General features: G+C 66.6%; 16 protein-coding genes. 14 read left to right on the forward strand and 2 right to left on the reverse strand.

Annotated elements, in window-relative coordinates; all coding sequences use genetic code 11:
* The first annotated feature begins 1 nt into the window (after position 1).
* The 4 genes from ACMV5O_RS17215 (at position 2) to greA (ending at position 7,640) form a co-directional block, all read left to right on the forward strand.
* The gene (locus ACMV5O_RS17215; RefSeq protein ID WP_416164627.1) at positions 2-2,467 is read left to right on the forward strand and encodes a response regulator; all 2,466 of its coding nucleotides are present in this window, start codon (positions 2-4) and stop codon (positions 2,465-2,467) included.
* A gap of 223 nt (positions 2,468-2,690) precedes the next feature.
* Positions 2,691-3,833: a glutamine-hydrolyzing carbamoyl-phosphate synthase small subunit gene (gene carA / locus ACMV5O_RS17220; protein WP_416164628.1), complete on the forward strand. Its 1,143-nt coding sequence runs from the start codon at positions 2,691-2,693 to the stop codon at positions 3,831-3,833.
* 103 nt (positions 3,834-3,936) lie between these two features.
* Entirely contained in the window at positions 3,937-7,167 is a 3,231-nt protein-coding gene (carB, locus tag ACMV5O_RS17225) for a carbamoyl-phosphate synthase large subunit (protein WP_416164629.1), read from the forward strand.
* Positions 7,164-7,640, forward strand: a complete 477-nt coding sequence (greA, locus tag ACMV5O_RS17230) for a transcription elongation factor GreA (protein ID WP_324539071.1) — start codon at positions 7,164-7,166, stop codon at positions 7,638-7,640. Before carB ends, greA begins: the two co-directional genes overlap by 4 nt.
* An 89-nt stretch (positions 7,641-7,729) precedes the next feature.
* On the opposite strand, the gene yhbY is transcribed toward greA, so the two are convergent.
* On the reverse strand, positions 7,730-8,191 hold the full coding sequence (gene yhbY / locus ACMV5O_RS17235) for a ribosome assembly RNA-binding protein YhbY (protein ID WP_416164630.1): 462 nt from the start codon (positions 8,189-8,191) through the stop codon (positions 7,730-7,732).
* A gap of 88 nt (positions 8,192-8,279) precedes the next feature.
* Here yhbY and ACMV5O_RS17240 point away from each other — a divergent pair, with 88 nt between their 5' ends.
* The 9 genes from ACMV5O_RS17240 to ACMV5O_RS17280 all read left to right on the forward strand — a co-directional run bounded on the left by ACMV5O_RS17240 (position 8,280) and on the right by ACMV5O_RS17280 (position 18,840).
* Positions 8,280-8,903 carry an RlmE family RNA methyltransferase gene (locus ACMV5O_RS17240; protein ID WP_416164631.1) on the forward strand — a complete coding sequence of 208 codons (624 nt, stop codon included), beginning with the start codon at positions 8,280-8,282 and terminating at the stop codon, positions 8,901-8,903.
* Between the two features lie 123 nt (positions 8,904-9,026).
* Positions 9,027-10,919 carry an ATP-dependent zinc metalloprotease FtsH gene (gene ftsH / locus ACMV5O_RS17245; protein ID WP_416164632.1) on the forward strand — a complete coding sequence of 631 codons (1,893 nt, stop codon included), beginning with the start codon at positions 9,027-9,029 and terminating at the stop codon, positions 10,917-10,919.
* 119 nt (positions 10,920-11,038) lie between these two features.
* Positions 11,039-11,869: a dihydropteroate synthase gene (folP, locus tag ACMV5O_RS17250; protein ID WP_416164633.1), complete on the forward strand. Its 831-nt coding sequence runs from the start codon at positions 11,039-11,041 to the stop codon at positions 11,867-11,869.
* A 30-nt stretch (positions 11,870-11,899) separates the two neighbouring features.
* Positions 11,900-13,252, forward strand: a complete 1,353-nt coding sequence (glmM, locus tag ACMV5O_RS17255) for a phosphoglucosamine mutase (protein WP_416164634.1) — start codon at positions 11,900-11,902, stop codon at positions 13,250-13,252.
* A gap of 275 nt (positions 13,253-13,527) precedes the next feature.
* Complete coding sequence (locus tag ACMV5O_RS17260; RefSeq protein WP_416164635.1) at positions 13,528-14,553, forward strand: substrate-binding domain-containing protein; 1,026 nt, start codon at positions 13,528-13,530, stop codon at positions 14,551-14,553.
* A 120-nt stretch (positions 14,554-14,673) separates the two neighbouring features.
* The gene (gene pstC, locus ACMV5O_RS17265; RefSeq protein ID WP_416164636.1) at positions 14,674-16,050 is read left to right on the forward strand and encodes a phosphate ABC transporter permease subunit PstC; all 1,377 of its coding nucleotides are present in this window, start codon (positions 14,674-14,676) and stop codon (positions 16,048-16,050) included.
* Positions 16,051-16,124: 74 nt separating this feature from the next.
* The gene (gene pstA, locus ACMV5O_RS17270) at positions 16,125-17,435 is read left to right on the forward strand and encodes a phosphate ABC transporter permease PstA (RefSeq protein ID WP_416164637.1); all 1,311 of its coding nucleotides are present in this window, start codon (positions 16,125-16,127) and stop codon (positions 17,433-17,435) included.
* An 86-nt stretch (positions 17,436-17,521) separates the two neighbouring features.
* Positions 17,522-18,268: a phosphate ABC transporter ATP-binding protein PstB gene (gene pstB / locus ACMV5O_RS17275; protein ID WP_324539150.1), complete on the forward strand. Its 747-nt coding sequence runs from the start codon at positions 17,522-17,524 to the stop codon at positions 18,266-18,268.
* Between the two features lie 26 nt (positions 18,269-18,294).
* Entirely contained in the window at positions 18,295-18,840 is a 546-nt protein-coding gene (locus ACMV5O_RS17280; protein WP_416164638.1) for an arsenate reductase ArsC, read from the forward strand.
* Positions 18,841-18,977: 137 nt separating this feature from the next.
* Here ACMV5O_RS17280 and ACMV5O_RS17285 read toward each other — a convergent pair whose 3' ends face one another.
* Positions 18,978-19,817 (reverse strand): aldo/keto reductase, encoded by an 840-nt coding sequence (locus tag ACMV5O_RS17285; RefSeq protein WP_416164639.1) that lies wholly within the window; start codon positions 19,815-19,817, stop codon positions 18,978-18,980.
* 326 nt (positions 19,818-20,143) lie between these two features.
* Here ACMV5O_RS17285 and ACMV5O_RS17290 point away from each other — a divergent pair, with 326 nt between their 5' ends.
* On the forward strand, positions 20,144-22,792 hold the full coding sequence (locus tag ACMV5O_RS17290; RefSeq protein WP_416164640.1) for a molybdopterin-dependent oxidoreductase: 2,649 nt from the start codon (positions 20,144-20,146) through the stop codon (positions 22,790-22,792).
* Positions 22,793-22,809 lie beyond the last annotated feature (17 nt).

Consider the following 22,809-nt stretch of genomic DNA (forward strand, 5'->3'; position numbering starts at 1 on the left):
CATGCCGACCAACGGGGAGCCGCCTCTCGATCCTGAGGAGGCGATGGCCGAGCTTGCCAGGGCGCGCAGGCATCTCGAATTGGTGCAACGCAACATCGGTGTGGGCGTGTGGGAGCTCGACCTGGGTAGCGGCAGGCTCGAATTCGGATCTGGCCTGTTTACGGCATTGGGGCTGGATCAGGACCAGGCCGACGAGTGGCTGTCGTTCGTGCAGGACGAGGATCGCGAGGCCTTGCGCGAGCGCTTGACTGCGCACCTGAGCGGTGACGCCCCCGAGCTGTTCGCCGAGGTCCGGGTGCGCGCGGGCGATGGCAGCTGGCACTGGGTCGAGGTGCGCGGTCAGGCCGGCGGGCGCGGTGCCGATGGGCGCTGGCAGCGCGTGGCCGGCACCCATCGCGACATCACCGAACGCAAGCGGCGCGAGCTCGAGCTGCTCGAAGCCAAGGAGGCGGCAGAGGCGGCGAATCGCGCCAAGGGCGACTTCCTCGCCAACATGAGCCACGAGATCCGCACGCCGATGAACGGCATCATCGGCATGACCGATCTGCTGCTCGATTCGGGCCTGGTCGGTGAGCAGCGCGAGTACCTGCAGACGGTCAAGTCATCGGCCGAAGCCCTGCTCACCATCATCAACGACATCCTTGATTTCTCGCGCATCGAGGCGGGTCGGCTCAACGTGGAGTCGATCGACTTCTCGATCGCGTCGGTCATCACCGAGACCGCGCGGGCGCTGGCGCTGCGGGCCAGCCAGAAGGGTGTCGAGCTGTTCTATGACATTTCGCCCGACGTGCCGGCCGTGCTCAGGGGCGACCCCACGCGGCTGCGCCAGATCCTGTTGAACCTGATCGGCAATGCGATCAAGTTCACGGACAAGGGCGAGATCGAGGTCGTCGTGCAGGCCTCGGCGGCGGCGGACGGGGTGGCGCTGCAGGTCGAAGTGCGCGACACCGGCTGCGGGATTGCGCCGGACAAGCTGGAGACGATCTTCGGTGCCTTTTCCCAGGCCGACACCTCGACCACGCGCAAGTACGGCGGAACGGGCCTCGGTCTGGCGATCACCCGTCACCTGGTCGAGCTGATGCATGGTCGCATCGAGGTCGACAGTCAGCCCGGACGGGGCAGCAACTTCCGCTTCTCGCTGCCGCTGGAGCGCGTCGCCGATGCGCGGCCGCGGGACGCGTCTGACCTGCGCGGCGCGCGGGTGCTGGTCGGCGCGCGCAACCCTGCCTTTGCCGCCATGCTGTGCCGGCTGCTGGAGGCGTTGGCGATGCGGCCGCAGCCCGCAACCAGCGCCGATGCAGTGCTCGCCGCGCTCGTTTCGGCCCGCGATGGCAGTGATCCGTTCGATTTCCTGCTCATGGATGCGGACATGCCTGAGCCTGCGGGCTTTGCGCTGGCGCAGCGCTTCGCCGATGCGGATGCCCGGCTCGACCGGTTGATCATGATGCTGTCCAGCCATTCACAGCGCAACGATGCAGCCCGTTGTGTCGCCATCGGCCTGCCGTTCCGGCTCGCCAAACCCTTCTCGCGCGACGACCTGCTCGACGTGCTGGGGCTCGCACGCCGCGGCGGTGGTGCTGGCGCGGACGAAAGCGTGGATGATGCTGGCTTCGCGCTCGAGCCCGCACGCCTGCCCGAGGACGGCGCGGTCGAGCCTCAGGCCGCCGAGCACCTTGATGTCCTGGTGGTCGAGGATAATCCGGTCAACCAGACCGTCGCGCAGCGCATCCTCGAGCGCGCGGGCCATCGGGTGACGCTTGCCAACAATGGCGAGGAGGCGCTCGAGGCTTTCGACAGCGGTCGTTTCGATCTCATCCTGATGGACGTGCAGATGCCGGTGATGGGCGGCATCGAGGCCACGCAGGCGATCCGCGCGCGCGAGGCCAGGCACAGTTGGGTGGTGCAGGGCGACTGGCGGCCGATGCCGATCATCGCCATGACCGCGCACGCGATGGAAGGCGACCGCCAGCGCTGCCTCGATGCGGGCATGGACGACTACGTCTCCAAGCCGATCCGTCCCGACGACTTGTTCGCGGCCATTGCGCGGGTGTCCGAACCCGGTGGCGAGGCCGACGAGCAGGGCAGTGACATCAGCCTGCTCGAACTGGGCGACGCAAACCGTCGCCAGATCGCATGCCTCGACGAAGCGCGGGCGATGTTCGAGGGCGACGACGCCGTGGTGCAGCAACTGGTGAGCGTCTTCCTGCGCGACCACGACCGCATCGTGGGCGAGCTTCAGCACGCCGCGGCGAGTCTGGATTTCAAGCACTTGCGCGAACTCGGTCATGGGGTGAAGGGCTCGGTCGGGCTGTTCTCCGCAAATCGTGCGGTCGAGGCGGCGAAGCGGCTGGAGGAACTCGCGCGCGCCAGCGACCCGGAGGCGGCGACTTCGCAGGCGCGCGTGCTGATCGGTGAGCTCAATCTGTTGAGCCAGGTGCTGCGCTCGGAGCTCGCCCAAGCGCGCTGAACCCCGCGGCGCGGCGCGTTCGCCACGTCGATGGCGCGCCGCGGTGAGTCGCTCGCCCTTGTGCCGGTTCGCTCTTGCGTCGGTTTGCCTTCAATCTCGCGAAAATATACAATTTCGGGGTTTGTAAGCGGGATCGGCCCCGAGGCCCGTCCCGCTTTTTGTACATATCGGGTGTGCGCGTCGTGTGCGCCCCGGATCATCAAGCTGAATCCAGGAGCTTCTCGTGAGTGCATACCCGTCCGCCCTTCTTGCGCTTGCCGACGGAACGATCTTCCACGGCAAGGGTATCGGCGCGGTTGGCAGCACGGTTGGCGAGGTCGTATTCAACACCTCGATGTCGGGTTACCAGGAGATCCTGACCGACCCGAGCTATTCCCGCCAGATCGTCACGCTGACCTATCCGCACATCGGCAACACCGGTGTCAATGCCGAGGACGTCGAGTCCACCCGCGTGCATGCGGCCGGCCTGGTCATTCGTGACCTGCCCCTGCTGCCGTCGAACTTCCGCATGAGCCAGCGCCTCGATGCCTACCTGCGTGGCGAGAACGTGGTCGCCATCGCCGGGCTCGACACCCGCAAGCTGACTCGCGTGCTGCGCGAGAAGGGCGCCCAGGCGGGTTGCATCGTCACCGCCGCCGAGGGTGAGACCCTCAATGCCGAGGCAGCCGTCGCGCAGGCGCGCGGCTTTCCCGGCCTGGCCGGCATGGATCTCGCCAAGGTGGTCAGCGCCACCGAACGCTACGAATGGAGGCAGGGCGAGTGGGCGCTTGAGGGCGGTTATGCCGATCGCAGCGCGGGCCGCTTCCACGTTGTCGCCTACGACTTCGGCGTCAAGTTCAACATCCTGCGCATGCTCGCCGAGCGCGGCTGCCGCCTCACCGTGGTGCCCGCACAGACGCCCGCGGCCGAGGTGCTGGCGCTCAAGCCCGATGGCGTCTTCCTGTCGAATGGCCCGGGCGACCCCGAGCCGTGCGATTACGCGATCGAGGCGATCCGCGAGATCGTCGCCTCCGGTACGCCGACCTTCGGCATCTGCCTGGGCCACCAGTTGCTGGCGCTGGCCTCCGGCGCAAAGACCATGAAGATGGTCACCGGCCACCATGGTGCCAACCACCCGGTCAAGGATCTCGACACCGGCAAGGTGCTGATCACCAGCCAGAACCACGGCTTCGCCGTCGATCCCTCGACCATGCCAGCCAATCTGCGCGTCACCCACGTGTCGTTGTTCGATGGCACCAATCAGGGCATCGCGCGCACCGACGCGCCGGCCTTCTCGTTCCAGGGTCACCCGGAAGCGAGCCCCGGCCCGCACGACGTCGCCTATCTGTTCGACCGCTTCATCGGTCTGATGGACGCCGCTCAGTAACACATGGCACGCGGCGGAAGGCACCCCGCCGCAACCCCTGCCACCTCCCGTATCGGACGCGCGCGCAGCCTGCGCGCCGTCGAAGAATCATCGAGGCAAGACAATGCCGAAACGTACAGACATCAAGACCATCCTGATCATCGGCGCCGGCCCGATCATCATTGGCCAGGCCTGCGAGTTCGACTACTCCGGCGCCCAGGCCTGCAAGGCCCTGCGCGAGGAAGGCTACCGCGTCATCCTGGTGAATTCGAACCCGGCAACGATCATGACCGACCCGGAGACGGCCGACGTCACCTATATCGAGCCGATCACCTGGCAGGTGGTCGAGCGCATCATCGACAAGGAACGCCCCGACGCCATCCTGCCGACCATGGGCGGCCAGACGGCGCTCAACTGCGCGCTCGACCTCGGCCGCCACGGCGTGCTCGCCAAGTACGGCGTCGAGCTGATTGGTGCCTCGGAAGAGGCGATCGACAAGGCCGAGGACCGCCTCAAGTTCAAGGACGCGATGACCAAGATCGGCCTTGGCTCGGCGCGCTCGGGTATCGCCCACAGCATGGAAGAGGCGCTGCAGGTGCAGGGCGGCATCGGCTTCCCGGTCATCATCCGTCCCAGCTTCACGCTCGGCGGCACCGGCGGCGGCATCGCCTACAACATGGAAGAGTTCCACGAGATCTGCAAGCGCGGTCTCGAGGCCAGCCCGACCAACGAGCTGCTGATCGAGGAGTCGCTGCTGGGCTGGAAGGAATACGAGATGGAGGTCGTGCGCGACCGCGCCGACAACTGCATCATCGTGTGCTCGATCGAGAACCTCGACCCGATGGGCGTGCACACCGGCGACTCGATCACCGTCGCACCGTCGCAGACGCTGACCGACAAGGAATACCAGATCATGCGCAACGCCTCGATCGCCGTGCTTCGCGAGATCGGGGTGGATACCGGGGGCTCGAACGTGCAGTTCGCCATCAACCCCCAGGACGGTCGCATGATCGTCATCGAGATGAACCCGCGCGTGTCGCGTTCGTCCGCGCTCGCGTCCAAGGCCACCGGCTTTCCGATCGCCAAGGTCGCGGCCAAGCTGGCGGTCGGCTACACGCTCGACGAGCTCAAGAACGACATCACCGGCGGCGCCACGCCGGCCTCCTTCGAGCCCTCGATCGACTACGTCGTCACCAAGATCCCGCGCTTCGCCTTCGAGAAGTTCCCGCAGGCCAACGACCGCCTGACCACCCAGATGAAGTCGGTGGGCGAGGTCATGGCCATGGGCCGCAGCTTCCAGGAGTCCTTCCAGAAAGCCTTGCGCGGCCTGGAGGTGGGCGCCTACGGCCTGGACGAGATCGAAGCCGACAGTGCCGATCTCGAGCACGAGCTCTCCAGCGCCGGCCCGCAGCGCATCTGGTACGTCGGCCAGGCCTTCCGCGAAGGCATGAGCCTCGAGCAGGTGCACAACCTCACCAAGATCGACCCCTGGTTCCTCGCCCAGATCGAGGACATCGTGCTCTCCGAGAAGGCGCTCGTCGGCCGTTCGCTGAAGGCGCTGCAGGCGCCCGAACTGCGCGAGCTCAAGAGGAAGGGGTTCTCCGACCGCCGGCTGGCCAAGCTGCTCAATGCCGACGAGACCGCGGTGCGCCTGCATCGTCATGCGCTCGGCGTGCGTCCGGTGTTCAAGCGCGTGGACACCTGCGCGGCCGAGTTCGCGACCTCGACCGCCTACATGTATTCGTCCTACGAGGACGAGTGCGAGGCCCGCCCGACCGACAGGAAGAAGATCATGGTGCTCGGCGGCGGGCCGAACCGTATCGGTCAGGGCATCGAGTTCGATTACTGCTGCGTCCATGCCGCGCTCGCGCTGCGCGAAGACGGCTACGAGACGATCATGGTCAACTGCAACCCCGAGACCGTGTCGACCGACTACGACACCTCGGACCGCCTGTACTTCGAGCCGATCACGCTCGAGGACCTGCTCGAGATCGTGCATATCGAGAAGCCGGTCGGCGTCATCGTGCAGTTCGGCGGCCAGACGCCGCTCAAGCGTGCTCAGGCGCTGGCCGACAACGGCGTGCCGATCATCGGCACCAGCCCGGACATGATCGACGCCGCCGAGGACCGCGAGCGCTTCCAGAAGCTGCTCAACGACCTCGGCCTGCGCCAGCCGCCCAACCGTACCGCGCGCACGCCCGAAGAGGCCGTGCGCCTCGCGGCCGAGATCGGCTATCCGCTGGTGGTGCGCCCGTCCTACGTGCTGGGTGGCCGCGCAATGGAGATCGTGCACGAGCAGAAGGACCTTGAGCGCTACATGCGCGAGGCGGTCAAGGTGTCCAACGAGTCGCCGGTGCTGCTCGACCGCTTCCTCAACGACGCCACCGAGGTCGACGTCGACGCGCTGTCCGACGGCAAGCAGGTGATGATCGGCGGCATCATGGAGCACATTGAGCAGGCCGGCGTGCACTCGGGCGACTCCGCCTGCTCGCTGCCGCCCTATACGCTGTCGGCTGCACTGCAGGACGAATTGCGCCGCCAGACCGAAGCCATGGCCCGCGCCCTCAACGTGGTCGGCCTGATGAACGTGCAGTTCGCCATCCAGGGCGAGGGCGACAACGCGGTCGTCTACGTGCTCGAGGTGAACCCGCGCGCCTCGCGGACCGTGCCCTTCGTCTCCAAGGCCTGCTCGCTGCCGCTGGCCAAGGTCGCCGCGCGCTGCATGGCGGGCCAGAGCCTGGCCAGCCAGGGCGTGACCGGCGAGATCGTGCCGCCGTACTACTCGGTCAAGGAAGCGGTGTTCCCGTTCGTCAAGTTCCCGGGTGTCGACACCATCCTCGGCCCCGAGATGAAGTCCACCGGCGAGGTGATGGGCGTCGGGCGCAGCTTTGCCGAGGCCTTTGTCAAGAGCCAGATCGGCGCCGGCGTCAAGCTGCCGACCTCGGGCACGGTGTTCATCAGCGTCAAGCCGAGCGATCGTCCGGTCGCCGTGGAGGTGGCGCGCGAACTGCACGATCTGGGCTTCACCCTGGTCGCCACGCGCGGCACCGCGTCGGTGATCGAGGCCGCCGGCATCCCGGTCGCCGTGGTCAACAAGGTCAATGAAGGCCGGCCGCACATCGTCGACATGATCAAGAACGAGGAAGTCGTGATGGTCATCAACACGGTCGAGGAAAAGCGCCAGGCGATCACCGACTCGCGTTCGATCCGCACCAGCGCGCTCGCCGCCAAGCTGTCGATCTTCACCACCATCGAGGGCGCGCGCGCCGCGTGCATGGGCATGCGTCATCTGGCGGGCGGGCTCGAAGTCTATTCCGTGCAGGGCCTGCACCAAGAACTGAACCAGCAAGCATGAACAAGACCCCGCTTACCGTTGCCGGCGCCGAGAAGCTGCGCGCCGAGCTCCATCGACTCAAGACGGTCGAACGTCCGAACGTGATTGCGGCCATCGCCGAGGCCCGTTCGCACGGCGACCTGTCCGAGAACGCCGAGTACGAGGCTGCGAAGGACCGTCAGGGCTTCATCGAAGGCCGCATCATGGAGGTCGAGTCCAAGCTGGCGAACGCCCAGATCATCGACCCCAAGCTGCTCGACGCCGACGGCCGCTGCGTGTTCGGCGCCACGGTCGAGCTCGAGGACATGGACTCGGGCCAGGTCGTGACCTATCAGATCGTCGGTGACGACGAGGCCGACATCAAGGACAACAAGATCTCGATCAGTTCCCCGATCGCGCGCGGCCTCATCGGCAAGTACGCCGGCGATGTCGCCGAAGTGCAGGCGCCGGGTGGGGTGCGCGAATTCGAGATCATCGACGTACGTTACGTCTGAGCGCCGCGGGTGCTCAAGGCATGAAAAAAGGCGGTGCGCTGCACCGCCTCGTGCTTTTCGGGGGCCGCCGTGGCCAGGACGGTTGGGGTTCAGCGCCCGCGCGTGCCGCCCCCGGGTGTGCGGCCACGAGGCGCAGGGGTGCGCGCGGGAGAGCGGCGCGGGCCGGCGCTGGCCTTGGCCAGTGCGGCGCGACGGGCAGCAGCGGCGAAGGCGGCGGCCGATTTGGCGGTGGAGCTGCGGACGGCTTTCTTTTCGACCGTGGCGGCGGGCTTGTCCTCTTCGCGGCGCGCGCGCCAGACGATGAGGATGCTGCCGATGTGCTGCACCGGCTCGGCCTGCAGCGTGGCGCACAGCGCCTGCATCAGGGCGTCTCGCTGCTCGCGTTCGGCGCCCTGGACCTTGACCTTGATGAGTTCGTGGGCTTGCAGCGAACGCTCGATCTCGGCGACCACGCCGGGTGTGAGGCCGTTGCCGGCGATGGTGACCACCGGGTTGAGGTGATGGGCGCGGGCGCGCAGGTCGCGGCGCTGGGCCGGGGTGAGCTCGATCATTGAAATTCTCTGGGTGCTTGAAGCCTTGGGACCCGGATTCTACTCCGAGAGCAGGCCTCGCGGCCGCAAGGAAAGGGCGGACACAGCGATGAAGAAGAACAAGACCAGTCGTGCCTGGGTGCACGATCATGTGAATGACCCCTACGTGCAGCGCGCCCAGGCCGAGGGCTATCGCGCGCGTGCGGCCTACAAGCTGCTCGAGATCGACGAGCGCGACCACCTGCTCAAGCCGGGCGCGCTCATCGTCGACCTTGGTGCGGCCCCGGGCTCGTGGTGCCAGGTCGCGGTGCGGCGTTGTGGCCCGAAGGCGCGCATCTTCGCGCTCGACCTGCTGCCCATGGAGCCGGTCGCCGGCGTCGACTTCCTGCTCGGCGACTTCACCGAGGATGCGGCGCTGGAAGAGCTCGAGAACCGGCTCGAGGGCGCGCGGGCCGATGTGGTCTTGTCCGACATGGCGCCGAACCTGTCGGGGGTGGCGACGGTCGACCAGGCACGATCCATCCATCTGTGCGAACTCGCGCTCGATTTCGCCGTCCGTCACCTCAAACCGGGCGGCCAGTTCGTCGTCAAGGTGTTCCAGGGCGAAGGCTTCATGGAATTCCGCAAGCAGATGGAGTCCGCGTTCAGCGCTGTCCAGGTGCGCAAGCCCAAGGCCTCGCGCGACCGCAGCGCCGAGGTGTATCTGCTCGGCAAGGGACCGCGCCAGACCTGAGTCGGCGATCGGCGATGGGTATTGCCTGTTCCAATGACGCCCATTGGTTTGCCGGTGGGAACGTTCACCTCTAGAATCGGTCTGTCGCGTACATGGCCGAACAGGCTTTCGGGGAATAGAAAGTTGAACAATCTCTTCAAGAATCTCGCGATCTGGATGGTGATCGGCGTCGTACTGATGACCGTATTCAACCAGTTCAATGCGCGCCAGACACCGCCGAACACCATGGAATACTCGCAGTTCCTGGAAGAGGCGAGGGCGGGGCGGATCACGCGTGCGACCATCGACGGGCGCATGCTCAAGGCCACGACCCAGGAGGGGCGCACGATCACCGTGTACACCCCGGGCGTGCAGGACATCTGGATGGTGTCCGACCTGATGCGCTACGGCGTTCAGGTCAATGCGACCAAGCCCGATGAGGAGCAGTCCTTCCTCGCCAGCATCTTCGTGTCGTGGTTCCCGATGCTGCTGCTGATCGGGGTGTGGATCTTCTTCATGCGCCAGATGCAGGGTGGTGGCAAGGGAGGTGCGTTTTCCTTCGGCAAGAGCAAGGCGCGCATGCTCGATGAGTCGGCGAACTCGATCACCTTCGCCGACGTGGCCGGGTGTGACGAAGCGAAGGAAGAGGTCTTCGAGCTGGTCGAGTTCCTGCGCGATCCGTCCAAGTTCCAGAAGCTGGGCGGCCGCATCCCGAAGGGTGTGCTGATGGTGGGCTCGCCCGGCACCGGCAAGACCTTGCTCGCCAAGGCCATTGCGGGCGAGGCGAAGGTGCCCTTCTTCTCGATCTCGGGTTCCGACTTCGTCGAGATGTTCGTCGGCGTGGGCGCGGCGCGCGTTCGCGACATGTTCGAACAGGCCAAGAAGCACGCGCCCTGCATCATCTTCATCGATGAGATCGACGCGGTCGGTCGCCAGCGTGGCGCTGGCATGGGCGGGGGCAACGATGAGCGTGAGCAAACCCTCAACCAGTTGCTGGTCGAGATGGACGGTTTCGAGGGTCAGGCCGGCGTGATCGTGATCGCTGCCACCAACCGCCCCGACGTGCTCGATCCGGCGCTGCTGCGCCCCGGTCGCTTCGACCGCCAGGTGGTGGTGGCGCTGCCCGACATTCGTGGCCGCGAGCAGATCCTGAAAGTGCATATGCGCAAGGTGCCGATCGCGCCCGACGTCGATCCGCAGGTGCTCGCGCGTGGTACGCCCGGTTTTGCCGGTGCCGACCTGGCCAACCTGGTGAATGAGGCTGCGCTTTTTGCCGCGCGCAGCAACAAGCGCCTGGTGGACATGGAGGACTTCGAGCGTGCCAAGGACAAGATCATGATGGGCGCCGAGCGCCGCTCGGTGGTCATGCCCGAGGAAGAGCGCCGCAACACCGCTTACCATGAGTCGGGTCACGCGGTGGTCGCGCGATTGCTCGACAAGACCGACCCGGTGCACAAGGTCACCATCATTCCGCGCGGTCGCGCGCTCGGCGTGACCATGCAATTGCCGACCGAAGATCGCTACAGCCAGGATCGCGAACGATTGTTGCAGACGATTGCGGTGCTATTCGGTGGCCGCATCGCCGAAGAAATCTTCATGAAGCAGATGACTACCGGTGCTTCGAACGACTTTGCGCGCGCCACCGATCTGGCGCGTCGCATGGTCACGCAGTGGGGCATGTCCGACACGCTGGGGCCGATGGTGTATGGCGAGGAGGAAGGCGAGATCTTCCTTGGCCGCCAGGTCACCACGCACCGTAACGTGTCCGAAGCCACGATGCAGAAGGTCGATGCCGAGATCCGGCGCATCATCGACCAGCAGTACTCGCTCGCCCGTCGGCTGATCGAGGAGAACAGTGACAAGGTCGAAGCGATGACCAAGGCGCTGCTGGAGTGGGAAACCATCGATGCCGACCAGGTGAACGACATCATGGCCGGCCGTCCGCCGCGCCCGCCCAAGCCGGTCGCCACGCCGACGCCGCGTCCGAAGGACGAATCGCCGGGCGCCGAGCCCAACGCGCCGGCACCCGCAGCCTGAAGCCTGGCGCAGTACCGCGTAGTTCCCCGAGAATGGGCCGGTTGATCCGGCCCATTTTCCTTGCCTGCGTCCCGCTTGGCCGAATCCCTTCCACATTTTCTTTTGCTCGTGAGCCCCTCATGACCCTTCTGCACTGCGGCCGTTTCCAGCTCGATCTGAGCCAGCCCAAGGTGATGGCGATCATCAATCTGACCGACGACTCCTTCTCCGGGGACGGTCTTCACGGCGATGTGTCGGCCGCGCTGGCGCGCGCCGAGCGCGCGCTGGAAGAAGGCGCGGACATGCTCGACATCGGCGCGGAGTCGTCCCGCCCCGGCTCGGACCCGGTGCCTGAGGGGCAGGAACTCGAGCGCGTCGTGCGCTTCGTCGAGCGCGCGCGCGACTGGCAGGTGCCGCTGTCGATCGACACCCTGAAGCCGGCGGTGATGCGCGCGGCGCTGGCAGCGGGGGCGGACATGATCAACGACATCAACGCCTTTCGCACGCCGGGCGCGGTCGAGGCGGTTGCCGCCAGCGCCGCCGGACTGTGCGTGATGCACATGCAGGGCGAGCCGCGGACGATGCAGGCCGACCCGCGCTACGACGACGTGGTGGTCGAGGTGTCCGCCTTCCTCGACGAACGGGTGGCGGCCCTGCAGGCGGCTGGTGTGGCGCGCGAGCGCATCGTGCTCGACCCCGGTTTTGGTTTCGGCAAGCGCACGGTGCATAACTTCACCTTGCTGCGCGAGCTCGCGCGCTTCGGCGAGGGCGGGCTGGCGGTGCTCGCGGGCATGTCGCGCAAGTCCATGCTCGGCGCGGTCACCGGACGCGAGGTCGATGCGCGCATGCCGGCCAGCGTTGCCGCAGCCCTGATCGCAGTGCAGCGCGGGGCGGCCATCGTGCGGGTGCACGACGTGGCGCCGACCATCGATGCGCTCAAGGTGTGGCAGGCGGTTTCAACGCTGTCATAATCCGGGTTTTCGACTGCGGCGGGTGTGCTGATGGGGCGTAGATATTTTGGAACGGACGGTGTGCGCGGCAGGGTCGGCGAAGCCCCCATTACGCCTGAATTCGTCATGCGACTGGGCTACGCGGCGGGCCTGACCCTGGTGGCACGCGAGAAACTGCCGGCGGGCGAACACCCGGCGGTGCTGATCGGCAAGGACACCCGCATCTCGGGCTACATGCTCGAGGCGGCGCTGGAGGCGGGCTTTGCCGCGGCGGGCGTCGACGTGATGCTGGCGGGCCCGATTCCGACCCCGGCGGTGGCCTACCTGACGCGGGCGCTGCGCCTGCAGGCGGGCGTGGTGATCTCGGCCTCGCACAATCCCTTCTACGATAACGGCATCAAGTTCTTCTCGGCCGGGGGGACGAAGCTGCCCGACGCGGTCGAGGCCGAGATCGAGGCCAGGCTCGACGAGCCGATGGGCTGCGTGGATTCGGCGCGGCTCGGCAAGGCCCGGCGCGTCGCGGATGCGGCCGGGCGCTACATCGAATTCTGCAAGAGCACGTTTCCGAACGAGCTCGACCTGCGCGGCCTGCGGATTGCAGTGGACTGCGCCCACGGCGCGGCCTACCACATTGCGCCCAAGGTCCTGCACGAACTCGGTGCCGAAGTGGTGCCGGTAGGGGTCGAGCCCAACGGCCTCAACATCAACGACGGCGTCGGTGCGACCCGTCCCGAACACCTCAAGACGGCCGTCCTCGCGCAGGCTGCGGATCTTGGCATCGCGCTCGATGGCGATGCCGACCGCCTGATGATGGTGGACCGCCAGGGCGAGATCTACGACGGCGACAAGCTGCTCTACGTGGTCGCGCGGGCGCGTCACGCCGAAGGCCGGCTCGAGGGCGTGGTCGGCACGCTGATGAGCAACCTGGGCTTCGAGCATGCCATCGGCCGCCTCGGTGCGCCCTTTGCGCGCGCCAAGGTCGGTGACCGCTACGTGCTCGAGCTGCTGCACGAGCGCGGCTGGAAGCTGGGCGGGGAGAACTCCGGCCACATCATCTGCCTGGACCGCCACACGACCGGCGATGGCATCGTGTCGGCGCTGCAGGTGCTGGCCGCCCTCAAGCAGCGCGGCGAGAGTCTTGCCGAGGCCTGCGCCGATCTCCTCTTCTACCCGCAGCGTCTGATCAACGTGCGCATGGCCGCCGGTTTCGACTGGCAGGCTGACGCCACCATCGCTCGTGCGCGCGACGACGCCGAGCGCGAACTCGGTGACAGCGGCCGCGTGCTGCTGCGGCCTTCGGGCACCGAGCCCCTGTTGCGGGTGATGGTCGAAGGACGCGACGGAGCGCAGGTCGAGCGCCTGGCCAAATCGATCGCGTCGGCCGTGGAGCACGCCATCGGCTGATCCTGCATCCACGACTTCTTGCGCCGCAAGATGCGGCGCTGACAGACAAGGGCTTGGCGCTTTACTGCGCCAAGCCCTTGTTGCATTGGGACTTCCGTCTCCTGGGTGAGTCGTGCTCATGCCATCAGGAAGTGGTCTGCATGCTGCTCTTGCGATTGTTTCGTGACGTTTAACAGAACTGTCATCTTGGGTCCCGATAATCCACTCCGTTCCCGCACGACGGGGGCACCCGCCCCCCGGGGCAAGATGAATTCACGAATCTGGAGAGCCTGTACATGTTCAAGAAGAGCCTGATCGCAACTGCCGTCGTGGCCATGGCTGCCTCGGTCGCCGCGCCCGCCATGGCGCGCGACAACCTGCAGATCGCAGGTTCGTCCACCGTCCTGCCGTTCGCCAGCATCGTCGCCGAAGAGTTCGGCAGCGCCTTCCCGCAGTTCAAGACCCCGGTGGTCGGCTCCGGTGGCTCGGGTGGCGGCCTGCGCCAGTTCTGCCAGGGCGTCGGTGTGAACACCATCGACATCGCCAACTCCTCGCGTCCGATCCGCCCCGCCGAAGTCGAGAGCTGCCAGAAGGCGGGCGTCGCCAAGATCATCGAGGTGCAGTTTGGCTACGACGGCATCGTGTTTGCATCGCGCGCCGACAAGGGCAGCTTCGCGCTGACGCCGCAGCAGGTCTTCCTGGCTGCTGCCGCCCAGGTGCCGGTCGATGGCAAGATGGTCGCCAACCCCAACACTCGCTGGTCGCAGATCGACAGCGCGCTGCCCGACCAGGAAATCGTGCTGGTGATCCCGGCCTCCAACCACGGCACGCGTGAGGTGTTCGAGGAGAAGGTGACGCACCCGGGTTGCGAGTCGCTGGCCGAGGTCAAGGCACTCGACAAGGACGCGCAGAAGGCCTTCTGCAACAGCTTGCGCCAGGATGGTCGCATCATCGAGATCGCCGGCGACTACACCGAGACCCTGGCTCGCCTGCAGGCCCAGGCCGACGCGGTTGGCGTGTTCGGTCTGTCCTTCTACGACCAGAACCGCGACCGCCTGAAGGTGGCGACGGTCAATGGCGTCACGCCGAGCCTGGAAACGATCGCCTCGGGCGAGTATCCGGTCTCGCGCCCGCTCTTCTTCTACATCAAGGGTGAACACCTTGGTGTGGTGCCGGGCCTCAAGGAGTACGCCGAGTTCTTCCTTAGCGAGCAGATGTCGGGCTCGGGCAGCGCGCTCGAGAGTGCCGGCCTGATCCCGCTCGCCGACGAAGAGCGTGCCCGCATCGTCGCCGACGTGCGTGCCGAGAAAGTCGTCCAGTGATGTGTCCGGGGGTGGCGCTGATTGTCGGTGGCGCCCCCGAACTGAGGAAATGATGCCCAGCCCCGTGAAACGAAGCCTGTTTCCGGGGCTTTCATCCAGGGCCTCGGCTGCGGAGAAAACATGAATAACTGGATCATGATCGGTGCGCTGCTGGTGCTGATGGGTTTTGCCTATCAGTTCGGCGTCCTGCGCAGCCGTTCGGTGGCGGCCGGTGGGGCAGTGCGGATGCACTCCCGGCCCGGCTATTACGGCTTGCTGGTCGCGCTGTGGTGCGGGCTGCCGGCGCTGGCGGTATTCCTGCTGTGGTCCATGGTCGAGCCGAGCATGATCCGCTCCGTGGTGATCGAGCAGTTGCCACCGGAGGTGGCCGCGCTCGACGGCAACCAGATCAACGTGATCCTGCGTCGGGTGGAGTCGATCGCGAGTGGCTTCGGCGTGTCGGACCAGCCCGCGGCCTATGAACTTGCCGCCGCCGCGCGCGTGAGCGAGCTGCAGAGCACCGGTCGCCTGTCGATGGTCGCCCTGATGGCCGCACTGGCGGTCGGCGGCCTGGTGTTCACCCTCAGGCGCATCTCGCCGGCCCTGCGTGCGCGCAACAAGGTCGAGCGCGTGGTGCAGACGCTGCTGATCGTGTGCTCGACCATCGCCATCCTGACCACCATCGGCATCGTGCTGTCGATGCTGGGCGAGGCGATGCGCTTCTTCCAGTTCGTCAGCCCGGTCGATTTCTTCTTCGGCACGGTGTGGAATCCGCGCTTCTCCACCGTCGGCACCGGTGGCCAGGGCCAGTTCGGGCTGCTGCCGCTGCTGTGGGGCACGATCATGGTCAGCATCGTCGCGCTGCTGATTGCGGTGCCGATCGGCCTGATGACCGCCATTTACATGGCCGAATACGCGCCGGACTGGCTGCGCGCGATCGCCAAGCCGGTGATCGAGGTGCTGGCCGGCATCCCCACCATCGTCTATGGCTTCTTCGCCCTGGTGACCGTCGGCCCCTTCTTCCACGGCCTCGGGCTCGCCGTGGGCCTCGACATCCGCGCCACCAGCGCGCTGACCGCAGGCGTGGTGATGGGCATCATGATCATCCCCTTCGTGTCCTCGCTGTCGGACGACATCATCACCCAGGTGCCGCGTGCGATGCGCGACGGCTCACTGGGCCTGGGTGCGACCAAGGCCGAGACGATCCGCAACGTCGTCTTGCCGGCGGCCTTGCCGGGCATCGTCGGTGCCTTCCTGCTCGCGGCCAGCCGCGCCATCGGCGAGACGATGATCGTCGTGCTGGCCGCCGGCAACAGCCCGGTGCTGCACGCGAACCCCTTCGAGGCGGTGTCCACGGTGACCGTGACCATCGTCAATCAGCTCACCGGCGACCTCGATTTCGCCAGCCCGCAGTCCCTGGTCGCCTTCGCGCTGGGCCTGACGCTGTTCGTCATCACGCTGGCGCTGAACGTCGTCGCGCTCTACATCGTGCGCAAGTATCGCGAGCAATATGAATGAGTGAGCAAGCCGTGACCCACGATACCCTCCGCGTTCCTCCCCCATCCGACCGGCGGCGGACACCGCAGCACGAGTTGGTCAAGAATTCGCTTGGTCGTCGTCATGCTGCCGAGCAGCGCTTCCGCGCCGCCGGCATGGCAGCGGTGCTGTTCGGCCTTGCCATGGTGGCCCTGCTGTTCATCACCATCTTTGCCAAGGGCATTCCGGCCTTCTGGCAGGCGACGCTGGAAATTCCCGTTCATTTCGACCCGGAAATCGTCAAGGTCGAGCCGCGTCCGCAGATGCGGGCCGACGAGACGCCCGCCCAGCTGCGCGATCGCGAGCTGGCCTGGCAGACCCAGGTGACCATGGTCAACTGGAACCGGGTGATCGAGAACGCGCTGATCGAGCACCTGCCCGAGGCCGCCTCCAAGCGCGCCCTGGTGCGTCGGCTCGTGACCAGCGGCGAGCGCTTCGGCTTGCGCGACATGTTCGTCGCCAACCCTGATCTGCTCGGTCAGCGCGTCACGCTGCGCCTGCTGGCGGACGCCAACGTGGATGTCTGGCTCAAGGGCAACATCGACCGCGAGCTCCCCGACAGTCAGCAGCAACTGCCGCCCGAAGTCCGCCAGTGGGCCGATCAGCTCTATGAGCGCGGCGTGATCGAGATGAGGTTCAGCACCTCGCTGTTCATGAACCCCGACTCGCGCAGCTCGCTGGCCTCTGCCGGCCTGGCCGGGGCGATCATGGGCACGCTCTACATGATGCTGATCGTGATCCTGATCGCGGTGCCGGTGGGCGTGGCGAGCGCGATCTACCTCGAGGAATACGCGCCGCGCAACAAGTTCACCGACCTCATCGAGGTGAACATCAACAACCTCGCCGCGGTGCCTTCGATCATCTTCGGCCTGCTCGGCGCGGCCGTGTTCATCAATTGGTTCAAGATGCCGTTGTCGGCGCCCATCGTCGGCGGCCTGGTGCTGTCGCTGATGACCTTGCCCACGGTGATCATCGCCACGCGCTCGACCCTGAAGGCGATTCCGCCGTCGATCCGCCAGGCGGCGCTCGGCATCGGCGCCTCGAAGACGCAGACGATCTTCCACCATGTGCTGCCGCTGGCGCTGCCCGGCATCCTGACCGGGGCGATCATCGGCGTCGCCCAGGCCATCGGCGAGACCGCGCCGCTGCTGCTGATCGGCATGAGCGCCTTCGTCGCCTCGGTGCCGGCCACACCCCTCGACCAGGCCACGGCGCTGCCGGTGCAGATCTACCTGTGGCAGGGCAACGAACTGCGTAATTTCTTCGAAGCACGAACCTCGGCGGCGATCGTCGTCCTGCTTGCGGTGATGATCAGCATGAACGCGCTGGCAATCCTTCTGCGCAGACGGTTCGAACAAAGGTGGTGATGATGAAAATGGAATCGAACGTATTGCGCCAGGCGCCCGCTGCGCCGGGCGAGGCGGGCAAGTCGGTTGCCACGCCGGTGATCAAGATGCAGGCCCGCGACGCGCGCGTGTTCTACGGCGACAAGGAAGCCCTGCACGGCGTCGATCTCGACGTCTATGAGAAGGAAGTGCTCGCCTTCATCGGTCCGTCGGGTTGCGGCAAGTCGACCTTCCTGCGCTGCCTGAACCGCATGAACGATACCATCGACGGCTGCCGGGTGACCGGCCGGATCGAGCTCGACGGCGAGGACATCTACGACCGCTCGCTGGACGTCGTGCTGCTGCGCGCGCGCGTGGGCATGGTGTTCCAGAAACCCAACCCCTTCCCCAAGTCGATCTACGAGAACATCGCCTACGGCCCGCGCCTGCACGGCCTCGCGGCGTCCAAGAGCGAGCTCGACGGCATCGTCGAGAGCAGCCTGCGGCGGGCGGGCCTGTGGGAGGAGGTCAAGGACCGCCTCGACCAGCCTGGCACGGGCCTGTCCGGCGGTCAGCAGCAGCGCCTGTGCATCGCACGGGCGGTGGCGGTGAGCCCCGAGGTGATCCTGATGGACGAGCCGTGCTCGGCGCTGGACCCGATCGCGACCGCGAAGGTCGAGCAGCTCATCACCGAGTTGGCCTCGAACTACACCATCGTCATCGTCACCCACAACATGCAGCAGGCGGCGCGCGTCTCCAACCGCACCGCCTTCTTCCATCTGGGCGACCTGGTCGAGGTAGGCGATACCGAGGAAATCTTCACCCGGCCGAAAGAGTCGCGGACCGAGGACTACATCACCGGCCGCTTCGGTTGATGCCAATGGAGTCCAAGGAGAAACGCATGGCGAGCGAAGAATGCTTCAACGTCCTCTTCCTTTGCTCCGGCAACTCGGCGCGCTCGATCTTTGCCGAGGCCATCCTCAACCAGGAGGGCAAGGGGCGCTTCCGCGCCTGGTCGGCGGGCAGCGAACCCAAGGGCGAGGTTCACCCTCGCGCGCTCGAACTGCTGGAGAAGATGAGCTACCCCACCGCGGAGTTGCGCTCCAAGAGCTGGGACGAGTTCGCCGGTGGCGAGGCCCCCGAGATGGACTTCGTGATCACCGTGTGCGACAAGGCCGCGCAGGAAGTGTGCCCGGTGTGGCCCGGCCAGCCGATGACGGCGCACTGGGGCGTCCCGGATCCGGTGGTGGCCGAAGGCAGTACCACCGAGAGGCACCTGGCGTTCGTGGACGCCTATCGGATGCTGCGCAACCGCATCGCGGTGTTCGTGAACCTGCCGATCGCGAGCCTCGATCGGCTCAGCCTGAGGCGGCGGATGGACGAAATCGGCCAGATCGGGCCCGAGGATCAGGCTGGCGGCACGAAGGGCGACGCCCTGACGGGCTGAGCAAGGTGCCGGCCCGCACGGGGCTGCGCGATCGGGCTGAATCAGACGAAGGGGCGCCGTGGCGCCCCTTCGTGCGTGTGTTCGGCACCGTCCGCACGCCCACCGCGCGGGTAGGCGAGGGGCTCAGCGCGTAAGGCTCAGTGCCCGAAGCTGTCCGCGTCGAACATCTCCGGGTCGGGACGATCGAGGCTGCCCAGCGCGGCCATTTCCGCGTCGCTGAGGGCGAAGTCGAAGATGGCCAGGTTCTGCGCCATGCGCGTCGGGTTGGAGGACTTCGGCGTGGCGACGAAGCCCTGCTGCACCAGCCAGCGCAGCACGATCTGCGCGCTGGTGCGACCGTGACGCTCGGCGATCGCGGTGATTACCGGGTCGGCCAGCATGGCGTTGCCGCAGCCCAGCGGGCGCCAGGCGCCGGTGACGATGCCGCGCTCGCGGTGGAGGGCGACGAGGTCGTCGCGCAGATGGTAGGGGTCGAGCTGGATCTGGTTCAGGTGCGGCACCAGGCCGAGGTCGAACAGGCGCTGCAGGTGGGCGGGCTTGAAGTTGGAGGTGCCGATTGCCCGCACCACGCCCGCCTCGAGCAGCTTCACCAGGCCCTGGAAGGCCTCGACGTAGCGGTCCTGGTCGGGGTTGGGCCAATGCACCAGCAGCAGGTCGATGTAATCCAGCCCGAGGCGCTCGAGGCTGGCCTCGCAGGCCTGGCGGGCGCCGTCCACGCTGTGCCACTTGCGGTTGAACTTGGTGGTGACGAAGACCTCCTCGCGCGCCACGCCCGAATTGCGGATGCCTTCGCCGACGCCGCGCTCGTTCTCGTAGTTCTCGGCGGTGTCGATATGGCGATAGCCCATCTGCAGGGCGGCGGCCACGGTGAGGGCGCATTCGGCATCGTTCATCGGCCAGGTGCCGAGGCCGAGCTGGGGTATCCGTACGCCATTGAGGAGGGTCAGGGTCGGTGCGGGCTTGATGACTTCACTCATTGTGCTGTGCTCTCTTTGATCGGTGGCTGCAGGAGCCGGGGAGGGGGCCCGAGCATACCGCAGCGCCGCAACGGACGGCCACCCTGCGCGACGACCGCTCGGGGCCGCGCGGGGCAAGCCCGCTTTCCTAGCTTGGTGCCTACCGCGTCTGGCGGTGTAGGTGCCGCGAGGTGAATCCCCAATGTGAATCCCCGATGTAAATCCCGTTAACACAGCCGCAGGCGCGGTTCGCATTTCTGCGGCTCGCATTAACCGTGGCCGCGGAAGATCGCGGTCATGGGGCGGTCTCGGTATTCGAGATCGCCAACTGACCGAGGAGATTCATCATGTCGCTCAGCCGCCGCGCCTTCCTGAAGTCCACTGCTGCCGTGGCCGTTGCCGCGGGCAGTCTCAAGCTGTTCGGCATCAACGAGGTGTTCGGTTCGGACACCGTGCTGATCCCGCACGCTTCGCACTACGGCCCGTTCAAGGCGGTGGTGAAGAACGGCATCCTCGTCGGCGTGCAGCCGCTGAAGGGCTTCGACCCGATGCCGACGCAGATGCTGCTCGAAGGCGTGCTGAGCCGCACCTACCACCCCACCCGCGTGCAGTACCCGATGGTGCGCCGCTCCTACCTCGCCAGTCCGCGCGGCGACACCAAGCCCCACCTGCGCGGCAAGGAGCCCTTCGTGCGCGTGTCGTGGGAAGAGGCGCTCGCGCTCGTCGCCGACGCCAGCCTGCGCACGATCGAGCAGCATGGCAACGATGCACTGTTCAGCTCGTCCTACGGCGGCTGGTCGCATGCCGGCGTGCTGCGCCCGCAGGTGCTGCAGGGGCGGCTGTTCGGCCTCATCGGCGGCCACAGCGTGACCACCGGCGACTACTCGGGTGGCGCCTCGCAGATCAGCCTGCCGCACATCATCGGCGACATGGAGGTGTATTCGCCGCAGACCGCGTGGGAAGTGATCCGCGACCACACCGAGGTCTTCGTGCTGGTCGGTTGCGATCCATGGAAGAACAACCGCATCGAATACACGGTGGCCGACCACCAGATGTATTCGCGCTGGGAGGCGATCCGCGACGCCGGGGTGAAGTTCGTGTCGATCAACCCGCAGCGCACCACCACCGACGAGGCCATGCGCGCCGAGTGGGTGAAGATCGTCCCCAATACCGATACCGCGCTGTTCCTGGCGATGAGCTGGTACGTCTACACCACGGGCAAATACGACAAGGCCTATCTCGACAAATACACCGTCGGCTTTGACAAATTCCTGCCCTACCTGTTGGGCAAGGACGCCGACGGCACCCCGCCCAAGACGCCCGAGTGGGCCGAGAAGATCACCGGCATCCCGGCGGCGAAGATCGTCGACATGGCCGAGCTGTTCGCTAGCAAGCGCACCCAGTTCGCCGGTGCCTGGTCGCTGCAGCGTGCCCATCACGGCGAGATGAGCCACTGGGCGATCATCGCCTTCGCCGCCATGACCGGCAAGATCGGCAAGCCGGGCGAGGGCGTGGGCTTCTCGTGGCACTACGGCGGCGGTGGCATGCCGGTGTCCGGCAAGCGCAGCGCGGTCGGCATCGCCCAGGGGCGCAACCCGGCCAAGGGCCGCTGCCCGGCATCGCGCATCTCGGAGATGCTGCTCAACCCCGGCAAGCCCTACACCCGCGACGGCGCCAGCTTCACCTTCCCCGACGTGCACATGATCTACAACGCCGGCAACAACTTCGTCCATCACCAACAGAACACCAACGAGCTGATCGAGGCGATGGCGAAGAAGGTGCATACGGTGGTGAACCAGGACCCGTGGTGGTGTGCGTCCTCGCGCTACGCCGACATCGTGCTGCCGGCCACCAGCCACCTCGAGCGCAAGGACATCAGCAGCGGCGGCACCTACAGCAACGACAAGATCTGGGCGATGCGCCAGGTGATCCAGCCCTATGGCGAGAGCCTGGACGACTTCGAGATCTTCCGCCGCCTGGCCGAGCTCTTCGGCGTCGAGTACGGCTTCACCGAGGGCCTGACGGTGATGGACATCGTCAGGAACAGCTACGCCAACACCGATGCCAGGATCCCCTTCGAGGAATTCTGGGAGACCGGCGTGGCCGAGATGGAGGTGCCCGAGGCCGCCCGGCGCTGGGTGCGCCACGGTGACTTTTATGCCGACCCGGTCAAGAACCCGCTGCACACTGCGACGGGCAAGATCGGCCTGTATGTCGAAGCCTTCGAGCGCTTCGCCACCAAGGAATGCCCGCCGATCCCGAAGTACCTCGAGCCGGCCGAGTTCCTCGGCAACGCCCGACCCGGCCAGGTGCATGTGGTGAGCCCGCACCCCTTCATGCGCGTGCATTCGCAGATGGCCAACGCCGAATGCGCCAAGCACCTCAACATCGAGGGCCGCGAGTTCGCCCTGGTGAGCGAGGAGGACGCCCGCGAGCGTGGCGTCAAGGACGGCGACCTGATCGAGGTGTACAACGAGCGCGGCGCGCTGATCGTCGGGGCGCGGGTGTCGCCCAACATCATGAAGGGCGTGATCAGCATCTACGAAGGGGCCTGGTTGTCGAAGGACAGCAAGGGCCGCTGCAACAGCGGGGCGATCAACGTGCTCACCACCAGCGTGGCGGCGAGCGACCTCAGTCAGGCGACCAGCGCCAACACCTGCCTGGCCTACTTCCGCAAATGCACCGACGTCGAAGGGCCGAACCGCGCCTATGAGCCACCGCTGGTCGAGAACGCCGCCGGTCGCGTCGATGCCGCCGCCTTCGGCCTCACCGAGCGTGCCGCCAAGGCCAAGGCCGCCGCCACCGCCGGCATGACGCCGGGCGAGAAGCTGTTCTACGAGCGTTGCACCCTGTGCCACGTGCCGCGCGAGCCGGGCGACTTCACCGTCAAGCAGTGGCACGGCATCACCGAGAGCATGTTCCCGCGTGCCGGCCTCACCGACGAAGAGCGCAAGCTGGTGCTGGACTTTCTGGAGAAGAACGCCCGCGCGAACTGACGCTCCGGCCTACGCGG

Origin of the sequence: Thauera sp. WH-1 (assembly GCF_047806685.1) — a bacterium.
Taxonomy (GTDB): domain Bacteria; phylum Pseudomonadota; class Gammaproteobacteria; order Burkholderiales; family Rhodocyclaceae; genus Thauera.